This is a genomic window from Paenibacillus hunanensis, from assembly GCF_034055775.1.
GTDB lineage: Bacteria > Bacillota > Bacilli > Paenibacillales > Paenibacillaceae > Saccharibacillus > Saccharibacillus hunanensis.
The window spans coordinates 2,708,226-2,724,485 of record NZ_CP139194.1; the positions used below are offsets into that span (position 1 = coordinate 2,708,226).

Annotated in this window: 12 protein-coding genes and 1 other annotated feature; of the genes, 10 read left to right on the forward strand and 2 right to left on the reverse strand. The window is 45.9% G+C overall.

Going from position 1 to position 16,260, the window contains the following annotated elements:
* Positions 1 to 259 precede the first annotated feature (259 nt).
* From SK066_RS11020 to SK066_RS11040, 5 genes are all read left to right on the forward strand, one after another.
* The gene (locus tag SK066_RS11020; RefSeq protein WP_320544687.1) at positions 260 to 1,675 is read left to right on the forward strand and encodes a cytochrome ubiquinol oxidase subunit I; all 1,416 of its coding nucleotides are present in this window, start codon (positions 260 to 262) and stop codon (positions 1,673 to 1,675) included.
* Complete coding sequence (gene cydB, locus SK066_RS11025) at positions 1,662 to 2,678, forward strand: cytochrome d ubiquinol oxidase subunit II (RefSeq protein ID WP_320544688.1); 1,017 nt, start codon at positions 1,662 to 1,664, stop codon at positions 2,676 to 2,678. Before SK066_RS11020 ends, cydB begins: the two co-directional genes overlap by 14 nt.
* 250 nt (positions 2,679 to 2,928) lie before the next feature.
* Positions 2,929 to 4,863 (forward strand): thiol reductant ABC exporter subunit CydD, encoded by a 1,935-nt coding sequence (gene cydD / locus SK066_RS11030; protein ID WP_320544689.1) that lies wholly within the window; start codon positions 2,929 to 2,931, stop codon positions 4,861 to 4,863.
* Positions 4,860 to 6,695 (forward strand): thiol reductant ABC exporter subunit CydC, encoded by a 1,836-nt coding sequence (cydC, locus tag SK066_RS11035; protein WP_320544690.1) that lies wholly within the window; start codon positions 4,860 to 4,862, stop codon positions 6,693 to 6,695. Before cydD ends, cydC begins: the two co-directional genes overlap by 4 nt.
* Positions 6,696 to 7,212: 517 nt before the next feature.
* A complete protein-coding gene (locus SK066_RS11040; RefSeq protein ID WP_320544691.1) occupies positions 7,213 to 7,878 on the forward strand; it encodes a spermidine synthase in 666 nt (221 codons plus the stop codon).
* A gap of 412 nt (positions 7,879 to 8,290) precedes the next feature.
* On the opposite strand, the gene SK066_RS11045 is transcribed toward SK066_RS11040, so the two are convergent.
* Positions 8,291 to 8,755: a hypothetical protein gene (locus SK066_RS11045; protein ID WP_320544692.1), complete on the reverse strand. Its 465-nt coding sequence runs from the start codon at positions 8,753 to 8,755 to the stop codon at positions 8,291 to 8,293.
* Positions 8,756 to 9,164: 409 nt separating this feature from the next.
* On the opposite strand from SK066_RS11045, the gene SK066_RS11050 reads away from it, so the two are divergent.
* Both SK066_RS11050 and SK066_RS11055 read left to right on the forward strand, forming a co-directional pair.
* On the forward strand, positions 9,165 to 9,491 hold the full coding sequence (locus SK066_RS11050; RefSeq protein WP_320544693.1) for a hypothetical protein: 327 nt from the start codon (positions 9,165 to 9,167) through the stop codon (positions 9,489 to 9,491).
* Positions 9,492 to 9,716: 225 nt separating this feature from the next.
* A complete protein-coding gene (locus SK066_RS11055; protein WP_320544855.1) occupies positions 9,717 to 10,733 on the forward strand; it encodes a cation diffusion facilitator family transporter in 1,017 nt (338 codons plus the stop codon).
* A gap of 111 nt (positions 10,734 to 10,844) precedes the next feature.
* Here SK066_RS11055 and SK066_RS11060 read toward each other — a convergent pair whose 3' ends face one another.
* A complete protein-coding gene (locus SK066_RS11060) occupies positions 10,845 to 11,204 on the reverse strand; it encodes an ArsR/SmtB family transcription factor (protein ID WP_373289170.1) in 360 nt (119 codons plus the stop codon).
* A 518-nt stretch (positions 11,205 to 11,722) separates the two neighbouring features.
* Here SK066_RS11060 and SK066_RS11065 point away from each other — a divergent pair.
* The 3 genes from SK066_RS11065 (at position 11,723) to SK066_RS11075 (ending at position 16,063) form a co-directional block, all read left to right on the forward strand.
* The gene (locus tag SK066_RS11065; protein ID WP_320544856.1) at positions 11,723 to 12,079 is read left to right on the forward strand and encodes an ArsR/SmtB family transcription factor; all 357 of its coding nucleotides are present in this window, start codon (positions 11,723 to 11,725) and stop codon (positions 12,077 to 12,079) included.
* A 427-nt stretch (positions 12,080 to 12,506) separates the two neighbouring features.
* Positions 12,507 to 13,805, forward strand: coding sequence for an arsenic transporter (locus SK066_RS11070; RefSeq protein WP_320544694.1), 1,299 nt, complete (start codon positions 12,507 to 12,509; stop codon positions 13,803 to 13,805).
* A 145-nt stretch (positions 13,806 to 13,950) separates the two neighbouring features.
* Positions 13,951 to 14,229 (forward strand) — a binding site (T-box leader).
* Between the two features lie 103 nt (positions 14,230 to 14,332).
* The gene (locus SK066_RS11075; RefSeq protein WP_320544695.1) at positions 14,333 to 16,063 is read left to right on the forward strand and encodes a glutamine--tRNA ligase/YqeY domain fusion protein; all 1,731 of its coding nucleotides are present in this window, start codon (positions 14,333 to 14,335) and stop codon (positions 16,061 to 16,063) included.
* The last annotated feature ends 197 nt before the right edge of the window (positions 16,064 to 16,260 follow it).

Sequence of the window (16,260 nt, forward strand, 5' to 3'; positions counted from 1 at the left end):
GATGCTCGATCATGTTCGGTTTCTTAGCTAAAATACCTGCAAACGCTCTCCAACGGTAAATTTGTGACTTCAATCACTTTTTGTCACTTTTTGTTTGATTTTTAGATATATTTAGTGATAAAAATCACAATCGGCGAGTAACATTTTTGCGAAACTAGGAATAGATTTTGGAGGGCGGCAGTATACATACAGGATTCATGCTTGGGACCGCAAACCAGATAGCTTACTCAATAATTTAGGGGAGAAAGGACGTATTCGTATGGATGTTATTATGTTGTCACGCATTCAATATGCGCTTACAACGGTGTTTCACTTTTTCTTCGTTCCGGTATCGATCGGTCTTGTACTGCTCGTAGCCTTACTGGAAACGATGTATGTGATCACGAAGAATGAAGAGTACAAGGTATTGACAAAGTTTTGGGGGAAGCTGTTTTTGATTAACTTTGCCGTTGGGGTAGTAACCGGGATTTTACAAGAGTTCCAGTTTGGGATGAACTGGTCGAACTATTCACGCTTTGTCGGAGACGTGTTCGGCGCTCCGCTAGCGGTAGAAGCATTGCTTGCTTTCTTTATGGAATCGACCTTTATTGGACTATGGATTTTCGGCTGGGAACGTTTATCCAAAAAGGTACATCTGGCGTGTATATGGCTCGTCGCCCTTGGAACGATGCTGTCGGCGCTATGGATTCTAGCAGCCAATTCATTTATGCAGCATCCAGTCGGCTTCCAGATGAACAATGGACGTGCGGAAATGAATGATTTTCTGGCGCTGCTCACCAATGGACAGCTGCTGGTGGAATTCCCGCATACCGTGTTTGGTGCGTATTTGACCGGTGCATTTCTTATGGCAGGGGTGAGCGCGTATAAGTTGCTGCGCCGTAAGGATGTACAGTTGTTCCGTAAATCGTTCAAAATCAGCATCATCGTGGGAGTGATCTCATCGCTGATCGTTGCTTTTAGCGGTCACGATCAAGCGCAATATCTGGTGCAAACACAGCCGATGAAGATGGCAGCCGCTGAGGGTATCTGGCAAACGACACCGGAAAAGGCACCATGGATGTTATTTGGTGGTATCGATACGGACAGTCGGAGCAATAGCTATGAAGTGAATTTTCCACTCAACGGATTATTAAGCTATCTATCCTATGGACAATTCACCGGCTCTGTTACCGGTATGAATGAGCTACAGGCACAATATGAGCAAAAATATGGAGCTGGCGATTATATTCCTCCGGTGAAAACGACCTTTTGGAGCTTCCGCTTTATGGTTGCAGGTGGTGGATTATTGATCCTGCTATCGCTGTATGGAGCATTGATGCTGGCGCGTCGCAAAATGGACAGCATGCCACGCTGGTATCTGTGGGCGATGACGTATGCAATTGCATTGCCGTTCATCTCTAATACGACAGGCTGGTTAATGACGGAGGTTGGACGTCAGCCGTGGTCAGTATTTGGCTTGATGACCACAGCGGATAGTATATCGCCGAACGTATCGGCTGGCTCGGTATTATTTTCGATCATTACATTTACGCTCATCTATTCAGTGCTTGGTGCGGTAATGGTGTACCTATTCGTGAAGGTGATCAAAAAAGGGCCACGAGATGAGCAAACCCATCATGATCATCACGGGAATGATCCATTCGAAATGGAGGAATTGAAGCATGCTGTCTCTTAATGAGCTCTGGTTTGTATTAATCGCTGTGCTGTTTGTCGGCTTCTTCTTTTTGGAAGGCTTTGACTTTGGTGTAGGCATGTCCACGCGCCTGGTGGCACGCACAGATGGGGAGAAGCGACTGCTGATCAATTCGATTGGCCCATTCTGGGATGGTAATGAGGTGTGGTTGCTGACTGCGGGCGGTGCCATGTTTGCGGCTTTTCCAAACTGGTATGCTACGCTGTTTAGCGGATTTTACATTCCATTTGTCGTGCTACTACTGGCACTGATCGCGCGTGGGGTCGCCTTTGAATTCCGTGGTAAAGTCGGCCATCGGACATGGACAGCGGTATGGGATTGGTGCATTTTCCTCGGAAGTCTGCTGCCGCCGCTCTTATTCGGGGTTGCCTTTGCAACAATGCTCAAAGGACTACCGATTGATAGCGACATGCAGATGTACGCGGGCTTCTTCGATGTGATCAATCCGTATTCGCTCGTTGCTGGCTTAACAACGGTCGTGCTCTGTCTGCTGCATGGATTAATGTTCTCTGCATTACGCACAACGGGACAGCTGCGTGAGCGTGCTCATGCACTGGCACATAAGCTGATGATTCCGCTGGCGGTGTTATTCGTGCTAACGGCTGTACTGACAGCGGTATATACAGATGCATTCCGTGTGCGTGGAGCGGTATTAATCGCGATGGCAGCGGTAGGCGTGGTGTTATTCGTACTGGCAGGCTATTTTATTTCCAAACGTCGTGAAGGCTGGGCTTTTGGCATGACAGGTGGACTGATTGCGCTGGCGATCTCGGGTATATTTGTTGCTCTGTTCCCACGCGTGATGGTGAGTTCACTTGGAGCAGCGTACGATCTGACGGTATACAATGCTGCTTCTGGGCCATATTCACTCAAAGTCATGACGATTGTGGCGCTAACGCTATTGCCATTCGTACTTGGTTATCAGATCTGGAGTTATTTTGTATTCCACAAGCGTCTGAATGAAAAGACACATCTGGAATACTAGGCAGTTAGAGATGGGATTGTAAGTAGGTGGGCTGGCAAATTGTAACGTATCGATAACCGTTGAAGGATTGGAAAATGGGCAATTTTCATGCCAGTAGATCAATGGATGGAACCCTAACCAATGACTTGTCTATACGCAATGTAGCTATAACGACGTACCACATGAATGAAGATATATCACAAGAAATAAAGTGCTATATCAAGTGAAGATCAAACAGATAAAGTAAAAATATAAAGGGAGCTGGAGCGGTATGGGCAAGGATTTATGGAAGCTAGCGGGCATCAGACCGGTGATGGTCATAACCGCTGCGCTGACGATCGTACAGACGATTGTGATTGTGATGCAATCGGTGTGGCTGGCGCAGGCGGTAAGTGGATTGTTTTCCGGTGATACGATTCAAAGCCAGCTCGGTCATATCGGTGGTTTTGGATGTGCGCTGATTGCTCGTCAGCTCTTGTCCATGCTGCTGCAAAAGCTCGCTTATGATTTTGCCGAGCGAACGGGACAGCAGCTACGGAGGGCGCTAATTGATAAGCTATTTGCGCTTGGCCCACGATATGCGATGGGACAGGGGACAGGCAATCTGGTCACACTCGTACGTGAAGGCATTGGTAAATATCGCACGTATTTGGAGCTGATCCTTCCACGGATGCTGTCCAATGGGCTAACGCCGCTTTTAATCGGATTGTATGTGCTTCGGTTAGACTGGCTGTCGGCAATCATTTTAGGACTGGTATTTCCAATTCTTATTGCGTTTATGATCCTGCTTGGACTGGCAGCACAAAAGCAAATGGATCGGCAATGGGCAACCTATCGCGTATTATCGAATCATTTTGTTGATTCGTTACGCGGGCTGGAGACACTTCGCTTTCTCGGTCGCAGTCGCGCGCATGCAGCGACAATCGGGCGTACAAGCGAACAATATCGCAAAGCAACGATCGGTTCGATGCGTGTAGCCTTTCTGTCTTCATTTGCACTCGATTTCTTCACGATGCTCTCGGTTGCATTTGTAGCTGTAAGTCTCGGTTTGAGACTTGTACATGGTGAAATGCTGCTGGAGCCAGCATTGACGATTCTGATTCTGGCACCTGAATTTTTCGTGCCGATTCGTTCATTAGGTGCTGATTATCATGCAACGATGGATGGTAAGGAGGCAGGCGAGGAAATTCAGCGTATTATGCAGCAACCGATACCGGGGCAGTCGCTTGAGCATCCTGCCACATGCAGTGAATCGACTACTATCATAAGGGATGCGTCATCAGACGCTACCCTATGGAATGAGGCAAGCACACTAATCATTCAAGGTGTATCGATCCACTATGGACAGGACTCAGATATGAGCTTAACACGGGCTACACATCGATCAGAGCCTTCTATTTCAGCAAATAAAGCGCCTCTTCATGAACAGCATCTTCCAGAGCAAGCTGTACAAGCTACCCATCAATCAGCTAATACAATCCAATCCGGTACTTTACCTGTTTTAAAGGATCAATACACCGCATTATCAAATGTATCCTTCACCTGGCAGGGCTATGGCAAAATTGGCATTATCGGTGCAAGTGGAGCAGGCAAGTCAACACTGATCGATCTGCTGGCAGGCTTTCTTGTCCCCCATGAAGGTACAGCTAGCTGGCATCATACACAGGGATATGGAGGAGCGCTGCATTATACAAGCTGGCGTACAGGAGCAGCCTATATTCCGCAGCATCCGTATCTATTCAGCGGTACATTACGCGATAATATTGCGCTATATGAACCGCAGGCGACAGACATAGAAGTGCTTGAAGCCATGCAGCGTGCAGGTCTGGGTAAGCTGCTTCAATCGTTACCACAGGGTCTGAACGAGCAGGTCGGTGAAGGTGGACGCATGCTGAGTGGTGGACAGGAGCAACGCGTTGCTCTCGCACGAGCCTTGCTTGGGCAACGACATGTACTTTTACTGGATGAGCCAACTGCACATCTGGATATCGAAACCGAGTATGAGCTGAAGCAGACGATGTTGCCTTTATTTGCGAATAAGCTCGTCTTACTCGCTACGCATCGACTGCACTGGATGACCGATATGGATTGGATTATCGTGATGGATCAAGGACGGATCGTAGAGCAAGGCACGCATGCAGGATTATTGCAGCAGGGTGGCTTGTATTGTAGCTGGATGAATGAACAATGGGAGGGGAGCGCATGAGTCGTAGCGGCTGGATTATTCCGTATATCAAACAAAATAGCCTGCGCTTCGCTGGCATTATCGCGCTCGCAGCACTTACATTACTATGTGCATCCATGCTTACGTTCACGTCGGGATATCTGATCTCAAAAGCTTCATTACGTCCAGAAAATATACTGATGCTATATGTACCGATCGTAGGCGTGCGCACATTCGGTATTGCTCGTTCCGTACTGCGTTATGTGGAGCGTCTGCTCGCTCACAGTGCGGTATTACGTGTGCTATCTGCTATGCGTGTACGCCTGTATGATCAGTTGGAGCCGCATGCGCTGCGATTACGCGGTCAATATCGTACAGGAGACTTGCTCGGCGTTATGTCCGACGATCTGGAATCACTGCAAAATGTGTATGTACGCACCATTTTCCCAGCCATAGCGGCATTGATCGTTTATGGTGTGCTGATTGGTTTGTTAGGCTGGTTTGATCCCGTCTTTGCAGGTATGATCGCGCTCTATGTATTGGTACTGGTAGCCGTTGTTCCTTTTGGCTCCTTATACATCAGTCGTAAATGGCAACAGCAGCTCAAGCAGAAGCAAGCGAAGCTATACAGCCAGCTTACAGATAGTGTGATGGGGCTGGGTGATCTACTCATTAGCGGCCGACAGCATGAATTTGCCGAGCGCTACGCCGAACAAGAACGTGATGCAGCTCATTATGAGCGTAAGCTGAGTCGACATAAACGGTATACTGCCCTCGTACTACAAACGGTCGTTGGCCTCATCGTTGCACAAACGGCAGTCTGGGCAACCGGACAGGTGGCAAGTCGCAGCATGGAGGCAACATTGCTGGCTGCCTGCGTACTCGTGATGCTGCCGCTTACCGAAGCCTTTTTACCGATGACCGATGCGATTCAGCGTATTCCGTCATACGGTGAATCAGTAGCACGATTAGACAAGTTGAATGATGAGTGGAATGAAGGATCAGCCATGCCAGCAATGCGGAGCAATAGCGTTACGTCTCCATCTGCTATAGAGTCGATCCAGCAAGTCCAATCTATAGCTTCAATATCAGCGCGATCTCCATCATCCATTCAAATGCAACAGGTACAATACACGTATCCGGGTCAACATGAGCCTGCCCTGCGTAATCTGAATCTAACGATTGAGCAAGGGAAAAAGATTGCGATTATCGGGCCAAGTGGTGCTGGTAAATCTACATTACTCAAGCTCATTCAAGGCGCCTACGAGCCAGCAAGCGGACAGGTATTGCTTCATGGTAAGCCTGCTTCTCAGTGGGCACAGGACATTCACCGATTCATCGCGGTACTGAATCAGAAGCCGTATCTGTTCGATACAACGCTACTTAACAATGTGCGTCTCAGTCGTCCAGAAGCTACAACCGAGGAAGTTCAGCAGGCGATGCAGGCTGCCAAACTATCTGAGCTCATCGCAGCTCTGCCTCTTGGATACAACACACCGATGCAGGAAGCAGGACGCCGCTTCTCCGGTGGAGAACGCCAACGGATTGCACTTGCTCGTGTGTTGCTACAGCAGACACCTATCGTTATTCTGGATGAACCTACGGTGGGACTTGATCCGACTACAGAGCGTGAGCTGCTGGATACGATATTAGGTAGTCTGGGCGACAAAACGATGATCTGGGTAATGCATCGATTGGTACGCGCAGAACAGATGGATGAGATTGTGTTTATCGATGAGGGTGAGATCATTATGCATGGATCACATCAGCAGCTGTACGCGACATCCGAGCGGTATCGGCAGTTGTATCGTATGGATCATCCGATGATGGCAGACGGGGTGGAGCAGGAAGAGCGCTATGCGGTGCATGCTTGAGGGGACTTGAGAGTAGTGGTAATAGTAATGGAAGTCATGGATAAGTGATATTCCAGCTCTGGATATGAATCGGCTGGAAGCTAAGTAAGCATAACGTCTTCTGAACGATTATTAATTGTAGTTATAGCATGTACGATATGATTCATGCTCATGATGATCAATGGTTCTATTTCGATGCGATATTATATTATGATCAATCAGCAGTATGTGCCGCATGAATAAGACACATACTGCTGTTGCTATATAGGAATCAATCGCAGAAAATCATGCAGTATGAGTATGAGTATGAGTATGAGTATGAGTATGAGTATGAGTATGAGTATGAGTATGAGTATGAGTATGAGTATGAGTATGAGTATGAGTATGAGTATGAGTATGAGTATACTTTTAAAAATGAAATATGGTCGCCCTTTTTGAAACGTTTGTGTGGGAGCTGCTAGTAGTTGGAGAAGCAGCTGACATTTGTGCTACAATACATCCAATATATACACATTTCAAAATAAGATGAGGTGGGAATATGTTGCATCTAAATCAACCGGAAACGATCGAGCGCTGTACTACGGCGCGTGGGGAATTGAAGTTGCAGCGTCGAAATAACGATTATGAGATTATTAGCAATGGTACATTCCTTATGGCTACATACAATGGCGAGTCTGAGCGTCTGCTAGTGGACAGTGCAGTCGATGCATGTGCAAAAGAAGGCTGTCATGTACTGATTGGTGGGCTGGGTGTCGGTTACTCGCTTGGTGCGGCAGTCCGTCATCCATTCGTTGGAGCGGTGACGGTAATTGAGATCGAAGAACGAATTATCGCATGGAACCAGCGCGAGCTTGCGCCCTTTTCTGGCAACGCCCTTGCTGACCGGAAAGCATCGGTGATTCATGCTGACTTGCTGGATTGGCTGCCACAGACAACCGAGCGCTTCGATGTGATCTGTCTCGATATCGATAATGGCCCGGATTGGACGGTATTCACTTCTAATAATGGCTTGTACGAGCAAAATGGTCTGGAGCTACTGCATGACCGATTAAAGCCCGGCGGTGTAATTTCATTTTGGAGTGCAGCTCATTCGGAAGCGTTTCAGACTCGTTTAGAAACTATATTTGATCATGTACAGATGATTGGTGTGAAGCAGCCTGATCGTCTGGAAGATGATGTGGTGTATATCGCTTCGCGGCGGTGAGGGGTTTGGATTAGATGTAGTATTGGCTTGGGATCGAAATAAAGGTTGGTAAACGGAAAGGTGCTTTTGCAATATGCATGTGGGGACGCCAATTATTGGCTTTAATAGCATTGTTTTAATGCAGGCAAACAGCCAATACAGCACCATCACGCAGGTCAAAGCATCTACAATAGCAATCATGGAGGCGGTCAAGCCCTCGCTCGACGGCTTCAACCGGAGCGTAAAAGATTTGAGATTCACACATAGTATCTTGTAATCAGAAAGCTTAGTATAGTCGATCTGCATGTTGACCCCTCTTACAAAAACATTAGTTCTTGTATGGGCTTAGATTATGTATTTTGTAGCTTAGATATTTATACATCAAAAAAGCGCTTGACAGTAAGACTATCAAAGCGCTTTTTTATTTTAACTATTAGTTTGCATAAACTTGAACAGTAGCACTTGCCTTTGAAGTTCCTACAACCTTAGCATAAACAGCATAGGTTCCTTCTCCAATAGAACCAAAATATAAGCTGCCTGTTGGAGAACTGCCTCCTCTTTTACCGCTTAAAGATTGTGTGGCTACAATTCTACCACTCTTTGTCTCTCTAATTTGATAAGTCATCGTAAAAGTTTGAGTACCACTAGCAGCATTTTGATCTACTGAAAAAGAAACAGGACCGTTAAGCGCTGTGAAAATGGCATACTGTCCACCTAATTGTGTATAGCTTGTACCAACATTACTAGAAGATAATGTTGGATATGCTTTTGCCACTATATTTTGCTCAGATTCTGTTGAAGCAGCTGACATAGAAGGAATGCCAAAAGAGAAAGCTAACACAGCAGCAGATGTAAACAAAGCCACTTTTTTAAAAGCTCTTAAAGATAACGTTCTCATAAATGCCTCCTAAGTAATTAACTAATATGTACATGTACAACCCAATAATAACATATATAATCTATCTAATGCTAATTATTACAATAAAATACATATTATGTACACAATATATAAAAAAATAACCATACTAGATATATTGATATACTGCTTCAGCTTTAAATTTGTAAACTGTAATTTTATAATAGTAGATAGATTTGAGGATTAGTATTTTACTTGTCTTCAAGTTTTTCTTTTTAATCCTTCTTTTACACAATAGTGTAGGCCAGATATCCATTGCTATTTACGCCATAACAAGAAAAAAAGTAGAATAGCAAGTATAGATATACTTTCAACAGCATATATATATGGTAAATATCTATTAATTCATCATGGGACAATTTTATTCAAAAATCACTTAAAGGAGACCGTAATGGATTGGATATTGGATGTTACAACCTATGCTAAAATATATAGGGATCGAAAAGCACTTATCGAAGGTGTAATAGACACCTTGTTGTCTGAACTGATTGCACAATCTTCTGTATTTATAGATTATAATTTTAAACAAATCGAAGTTTCTCCTATGACTTGGCAAATAGAAGTAGAAGTTGATACGGTAGGTAAAATTCTTTTTGATATTTCCTATAGTGATATTAGAGACGAACAAACCGATAAATTCCCTGGATATATAAGATTACCTGATGTTCTAATTGAAGTTATTACCAATTCTATAAAGGAATCATTGAGACCATTTTAGTATTACTTCATTATGGTACTGGCTCATGGCTTAAAAGTCTGTGCTACTTACCATACAGAAGTGAATAGCCGTGCTGCTAAAAATAACCATTTTATTAAAATTAACAATTAACTCTATTTATATCTCTACATAATTCATAGTTGCAGCCCTCTAACCTATCTTTTATACTAAACACATGAATAATTGCTCATATGTTAAAAATAAAAAACACCTATAAAGGAGTTGATCCACTTGTCATCCCATACCACGAACAACCACAACCATAATCACCCACACGATCACGACCATGACCACAATCACACACACTCGGGCAAAGGTGCACATAAGCATAGCCATAGCCACGGTCATGGCGGTCACAGTCATTCCCATGCCCACACGAGCAACAAAAAGTCGCTCACCCTTGCCTTTTTCCTGATCGCTGGCTTCATGATTGTGGAGGTGATCGGTGGCTTTGTTACGAACAGTCTTGCTTTGCTTTCTGATGCCGGACATATGCTGAGCGATGCGGCGGCGCTGGGGCTTAGCTTGCTGGCGATGATCTGGGGACAGCGGAAGGCGAGTAATAGCAAAACGTACGGCTACAAGCGCTTTGAAGTGCTGGCTGCCTTTATTAACGGGATTGCTCTTGTTGTGATCTCACTGTACATTTTCTGGGAAGCTTTTCAGCGGTTTAGTCAGCCACCAGGTGTAGCCAGTACAGGGATGCTGATCATTGCGATCATCGGACTGCTTGTGAACATCGCGGCGGCTTATGTATTGATGAAGGGTGAGGGAGCGTCTAGCAATCTCAATATGCGCAGTGCGTTATTACACGTCATGGGCGATATGCTTGGCTCGGTAGGGGCCATCGCAGCAGCGCTACTCATTATGGCATTCGGCTGGAACTTGGCTGACCCGATCGCCAGTGTGATCGTTGCGGTACTCGTATTGATTAGCGCGTACCGGGTGACACGAGATTCAGTGCATATTTTGATGGAGGGTACGCCAGTCGACGTCGACACCACACAGATGACAGCCGATCTGCAAGGCATCGAGCATGTGCTCGGTGTGCACGATCTGCATGTATGGTCGCTCACCTCGGAGCTTCCGCTGCTGAGCTGCCATCTGCGCATTAGCGATATGTCGCAAGGAACCGCTATTTTACAGGCAGCACGTACACTGCTACAAGGACAATACGGCATTGGACATGTCACGATTCAGCTTGAAACACCAGAGATCGCCTGCACCACCAATGAGCATTAGATGAGTGGTCATCGACCACAAGAAAAGCTCCAAAGCATGGATGAACCGTGCTTTGGAGCTTTGTTGTGCATAACTATACTTTTTAGCGGCTATCCCTATAACATAAGCTGCTTAATTATGATTCAAATGCTGATACGTTTGCTTGAAAATCTCTTCTACATGATAATCATCCAGCGAATAAAATACCGTTTTGCCTACCTTACGTGGCTTCACGATACGCATATTGCGTAAATATCGTAGCTGATGGGAAACAGCGGATTGTGTCATATCCAGCACTTCGCATATATCGTGCACACATAGCTCCTGTTGGAGTAGCGCGTAGATCAAGCGCACCCGTGTCGGATCACCCAGTGCTTTGAACATTTCTGCCATCGACAAAGCCGTATTGTCGCTGACCAGCTCCTGCTTGATACGAGCAAGTTCCTGCTGTGAAGCTTCATTAGCATTCAGGCAGTGGCCACATTCTTCAATCAAGGCTTCCTGCTTCACGAAAATCACCTTCCTCGTATAACGTCGTAATGTAATTATACCAAAAATCGTTGTGATTACGAATAGCGGATTTTTTTAAAGTTTAATTTAAAATAAAAGAATAGGGAAGACGTTCAGCATTTCAAATGTTCACGAGCAAGGCTTACTGGATAAGCGAAGCTCGCCTGTTCTAAAAATAAAAAAGCCTTCAGCCCATCCCGTCCTAATTCTTGTTATTCATCTTGTAGCACTGATAATGATATCGGGCAAAATAACAGAAAATTAGGACATTGCTATCTTTTATCGAATTATAAGTATATTCTTATATTAAACTGTGACGATACGCCGCCAATTATGTACAATCAGATCATATTAGCCTGCGGCTGCTGTACGATATTCTTACAAATGACTGGAGTATCGACCTGGATCAGCAGTAGTAAATGGTTGATGATTGATCCTGCTCTGTAGCATCAGAGTAACTGGGAGGAAGCACAATGAAAATGGAAGTCGCCGTATCGGCAATGCATCATATAGAGGAAGTAGCCGAGCAAATGAAGCTACTCGGAGATAAAAATCGCCTGATGATGCTTGCGCTGTTACAGGAACGAGAATGGTGTGTGTGTGAGTTTGTAGAAATTTTTGATATTTCGCAGCCGGGCATCAGTCAGCATATGCGCAAGCTCAAATCCCATCGGATCGTAAAGGAAGAGCGTCGTGGTCAGTGGGTCTATTACTCGCTCAATATTGAGGATAAGCCACATATTCAAGCTGTACTTCGTCATCTGCCTGGGCGCGAGGAGTTACTAAGTAACTTTGACAAGTTTGTCAGTTGCGGTCAGAGTGAACCGTCCTCATCTGCGAATAATCCTACTTTTTAACGTATATGGCAACCGGTTAACTTTTTGCTCTATCGTTTGTACTATATATTTCCGCAGGCACAGTCATAAGCTTGGTCTGTACGACTGTGCCTACTATAATACTGGGAAATCATAATAATTTTAACATTGCTGATTCAAGGCAGTGCATTTAGGATGTAAATAATAGCATAGTGTATGAAGTGTGCCGTCTCCTTTAAACGGATAGACGCATTTCAAGCATTATGCGATATACTTGAACTTGCCTGCATGATCGTTTGGATGATCGGGTAATTTCAAGCTGGTAAAATAGAAAATAATAGCAGGTTTTGAACATGAGGATTTGAAGCAACATGTCATACTCTATGCTTGCTGGATGACTAAGCTGGATGTACACGGTACTAGCAAAAGCATATATGGAAGAGTGACAGATGGTCTGGAGGATGTCAACGTGGTAGTAACTGTACTTGCAATTGTGATTTTTGTATTGACGCTAACGCTGGTGATCTGGCAGCCGCGTCAATTGTCGATCGGCTGGTCGGCGTGTGGCGGTGCCGCTGTGGCGCTATTGACCGGTGTGGTCGGCTGGCAGGATGTGATCGATGTAACCGACATCGTCTGGAATGCAACGCTTGCCTTTGTTGCGATTATTATTATCTCGCTCGTGCTCGATCGGATCGGTTTTTTTGAATGGGCTGCCCTTCATATGGCGCGCCTGTCACATGGCAATGGAGTGCGGATGTTTATCTACATCTCGGTGCTCGGAGCGGTCGTATCGGCATTATTCGCGAATGATGGTGCCGCGCTTATTCTCACCCCAATCGTACTCGCTATGGTGAGAGCGCTAAAGCTGGAAGAAAAGTATGTGTTTCCGTTTATTATCGCAGGGGGCTTTATTGCGGATACGACCTCATTGCCACTGACGGTGAGTAATCTGGTGAATATCGTATCGGCGGATTATTTTGGCGTGACGTTTATGCAGTATGCTAGCCGGATGCTGGTGCCGAATCTATTTGCACTGGCTGCAAGTATTGGTGTGCTGTATATATACTTCCGCAAAAGTATTCCACGTACCTTTGACGAAAGTCAGCTCAAGCCTCCGGTAGCGGCGATTCGCGATCCGAAGCTGTTTCGATTATCGTGGTGGGTGCTGGGCTTGCTGCTGATCGGATACTTTGTAAGTGAATTTTTGAAAATTCCCGTGTCGGTCGTGGCGGGTGCGATTGCGATTTTCTTCCTGATTATGGCGAATCGCAGTACAGTTGTACAGGCGCGTGAAGTTATTCGTAATGCGCCGTGGGCGATTGTCTTTTTCTCAATTGGGATGTATGTCGTTGTGTACGGTCTGCGTAATGCTGGACTGACCGAGATTCTGGCAAACTGGATTCAGGCATTTTCGGCGCATGGACTATTTGCGACCACGATGGGCATGGGCTTCATGACAGCGATCCTGTCCTCGGTAATGAACAATTTGCCGACCGTGCTGATTGGGGCACTCTCGATTCACTCGTCTGGTGCACAGGGCATCATTCAGGAGGGGTTGATCTATGCGAACGTGATCGGTTCCGATCTGGGGCCGAAAATCACACCAATCGGTTCACTGGCGACACTGCTATGGCTGCATGTGCTGGGCAATAAGGGGATTCGCATTTCGTGGGGAACGTATTTCCGAATTGGCTTGATTTTGACGATACCAACGCTGTTCTTCACACTGCTAGGTCTGTATGTATGGCTACTGATAGTCGGGTAACAGTACACGGTTGATGGTATAGCCAGTGTGCGGAGCAACTTCGCAGGCATAAGATGATGCTAGCTATCAGCTGCAATCCTGAATTGCATCGTTGCGAATGAAGATATTGTCAAATGCAGGACAAGATGCTAAAATCAGTCCAATATCAAATGCGATGACGAGAAGAGTAGAGCAACACGCGTCTTTCTAACAGAGAGCTCCGGTAGCTGAAAAGGAGCAAAGACCCGTTGCTTGAAACAAGCCTCTGAGCAGCGCATCGGAACCGTATAGCGGGGATGGTGCGACAGGAGCTCCTGTTACAGAGCCAGGGTATAACCGGCATAATTGCTTGTATCAATGGCATATGACGGCGTACTTGAAAAGACGGCTATAGTGATGTAGTCGTGAACTGGGGTGGCACCGCGATCATAATCTCGTCCCCAAGACATTCGTCTTGGGGGTGGGATTTTTTTGTTGCTTTGAACAAAATGGGCGAGCTACAACACGCCTGAATGAAAGCTCAATGATGATCACAGGAGGTTACGTCTATGACGACTATACACACCAATGAAAATTTTATAAGCCGAATCATTCGGGAGGATCTGGAGCAAGGAGTATTCAGTCGCGAAATGGCGACTCGCTTCCCACCCGAGCCGAACGGATATCTGCATCTTGGCAGTGCCTTTGCCATTACAACGAATGCCGGGCTTGCTGAGCAATTCGGCGGAACCTTTCATCTGCGGATGGATGATACGAATCCGCTCAAGGAAGATCAGGAGTATGTGGATGCCATTGTACGCGACATGGAGTGGCTCGGTTATAAGCCACCGCTGCATTATGGTTCCGATTATGGCGAGCAATATTATGCGGCTGCACAACGTTTGATTGGGAATGGCAAAGCGTATGTATGCGATCTGTCGCCAGATGAGATGGTTCGATATCGAGGCACTTTAACGGAAAAAGGGACGGATAGTCCGTATCGTGAGCGTAGTGTCGAACATAATCTGCAATTATTCGAAGACATGCGTAACGGAAAATACGAAGCAGGCGAAAAGGTGCTGCGTGCGAAGATCGACATGGGATCATCGAACATGACGTTGCGCGATCCCGTATTGTACCGCATCATTCATGCTCCACATTATCGTACAGGCACGATGTGGTGCATCTATCCGATGTATGATTTTGCCCATCCGATTCAAGATGCGATCGAGGGCATCACACATTCGCTCTGCTCGATTGAATTCAAGGAGCATCGTCCGCTCTATGAATGGGTGCTTACAGAGCTGGATGTGAGTGAGCCGCCGAAGCAACGCGAATTCGGTCGTCTGAATATTACAGGAGCGGTGACGAGCAAGCGTTATTTACGTGAATTAGTTAGTGGAGGGCATGTCGATGGTTGGGATGATCCGCGGCTACCCACATTACAAGGCTTACGTCGCCGAGGCTATACACCGGAAAGTATTCGCACCTTTTTTGGTGAAATCGGTATGATCCGTACAAGTAGCACTGTCGACATCGGTATGCTGGAGCATGCTGTTCGTCAAAATCTTAAACCACGCGCGATTAGCGCTATGGTCGTACTCAAGCCACTCAAGGTAGTCATTACCAACTATCCTGAGCATCATATCGAATGGCTAACCGTCGAAAATAATGCTGAAAACGAAAGTCTCGGAGAGCGTAGCCTCCCATTTGGACGTGAAATCTGGATTGAACGAGAGGACTATATGGATGTTCCTGAACGCGGCTTTCACCGCCTTTCCCCAGGTGTGGAGGTAAGACTCAAAGGAGCCTATTTTATCCGCTGTGAGCATGCCGTCTATAACGAAAAGGGCGAGCTTATTGAGCTACACTGCACGTACGATCCCGAAACGAAAAGTGGTAGTGGCTTTAACGCTCGTAAAGTAAAATCTACCATCCACTGGGTAGAAGCGACACATGCCGCTGCTGTTGAGGTACATCTGTATGACCGTTTACTGCTAGATGAAGAAGCGGCTGATCCAACAACCGATACGAGCAACTGGGCTAACCGAATTAATCCTCATTCACGCCAAATCATCACTCAAGCCTTTGCCGAGCCAGCCCTGAGCCAACCAGCAGCCAACACCCACTACCAATTTCTGCGGCATGGCTATTTTTACGAAGATAGTCGCTACAGTCAAGCAGACCATCCAGTCTATAATCTGGTCGTTTCGCTAAAGGATTCGTGGAAGGGTGGTAAAGGTAGTAAGGATGTTAAGAGCAGTAAAGGTAGTACGAATAGTGAAGGCAGTAAAGACTAATGACCATAAACTAATAACGGTGATAAAACAGTAATGAATCATGTAGGAATGACACTATACAATGAACAACGCGAATAATGGAACTAGTAATCAAAATCGGACAAGCTGATGCTTATTGTCTATCGTGTAATGATTAATCGCAAGCACATTCCAATAGCACATAGGCGAGGTTCATTCCCAATAATTGGCTTATAAAA

Bases quoted from the DNA above. Each gene is read 5' to 3' on its own strand.
- SK066_RS11020 (WP_320544687.1), top strand. From the start codon at position 260: ATGGATGTTATTATGTTGTCACGCATTCAATATGCGCTTACAACGGTG.
- cydB (WP_320544688.1), top strand. From the start codon at position 1,662: ATGCTGTCTCTTAATGAGCTCTGGTTTGTATTAATCGCTGTGCTGTTT.
- cydD (WP_320544689.1), top strand. From the start codon at position 2,929: ATGGGCAAGGATTTATGGAAGCTAGCGGGCATCAGACCGGTGATGGTC.
- cydC (WP_320544690.1), top strand. From the start codon at position 4,860: ATGAGTCGTAGCGGCTGGATTATTCCGTATATCAAACAAAATAGCCTG.
- SK066_RS11040 (WP_320544691.1), top strand. From the start codon at position 7,213: ATGTTGCATCTAAATCAACCGGAAACGATCGAGCGCTGTACTACGGCG.
- SK066_RS11045 (WP_320544692.1), bottom strand. From the start codon at position 8,755: ATGAGAACGTTATCTTTAAGAGCTTTTAAAAAAGTGGCTTTGTTTACA.
- SK066_RS11050 (WP_320544693.1), top strand. From the start codon at position 9,165: ATGGATTGGATATTGGATGTTACAACCTATGCTAAAATATATAGGGAT.
- SK066_RS11065 (WP_320544856.1), top strand. From the start codon at position 11,723: ATGCATCATATAGAGGAAGTAGCCGAGCAAATGAAGCTACTCGGAGAT.
- SK066_RS11075 (WP_320544695.1), top strand. From the start codon at position 14,333: ATGACGACTATACACACCAATGAAAATTTTATAAGCCGAATCATTCGG.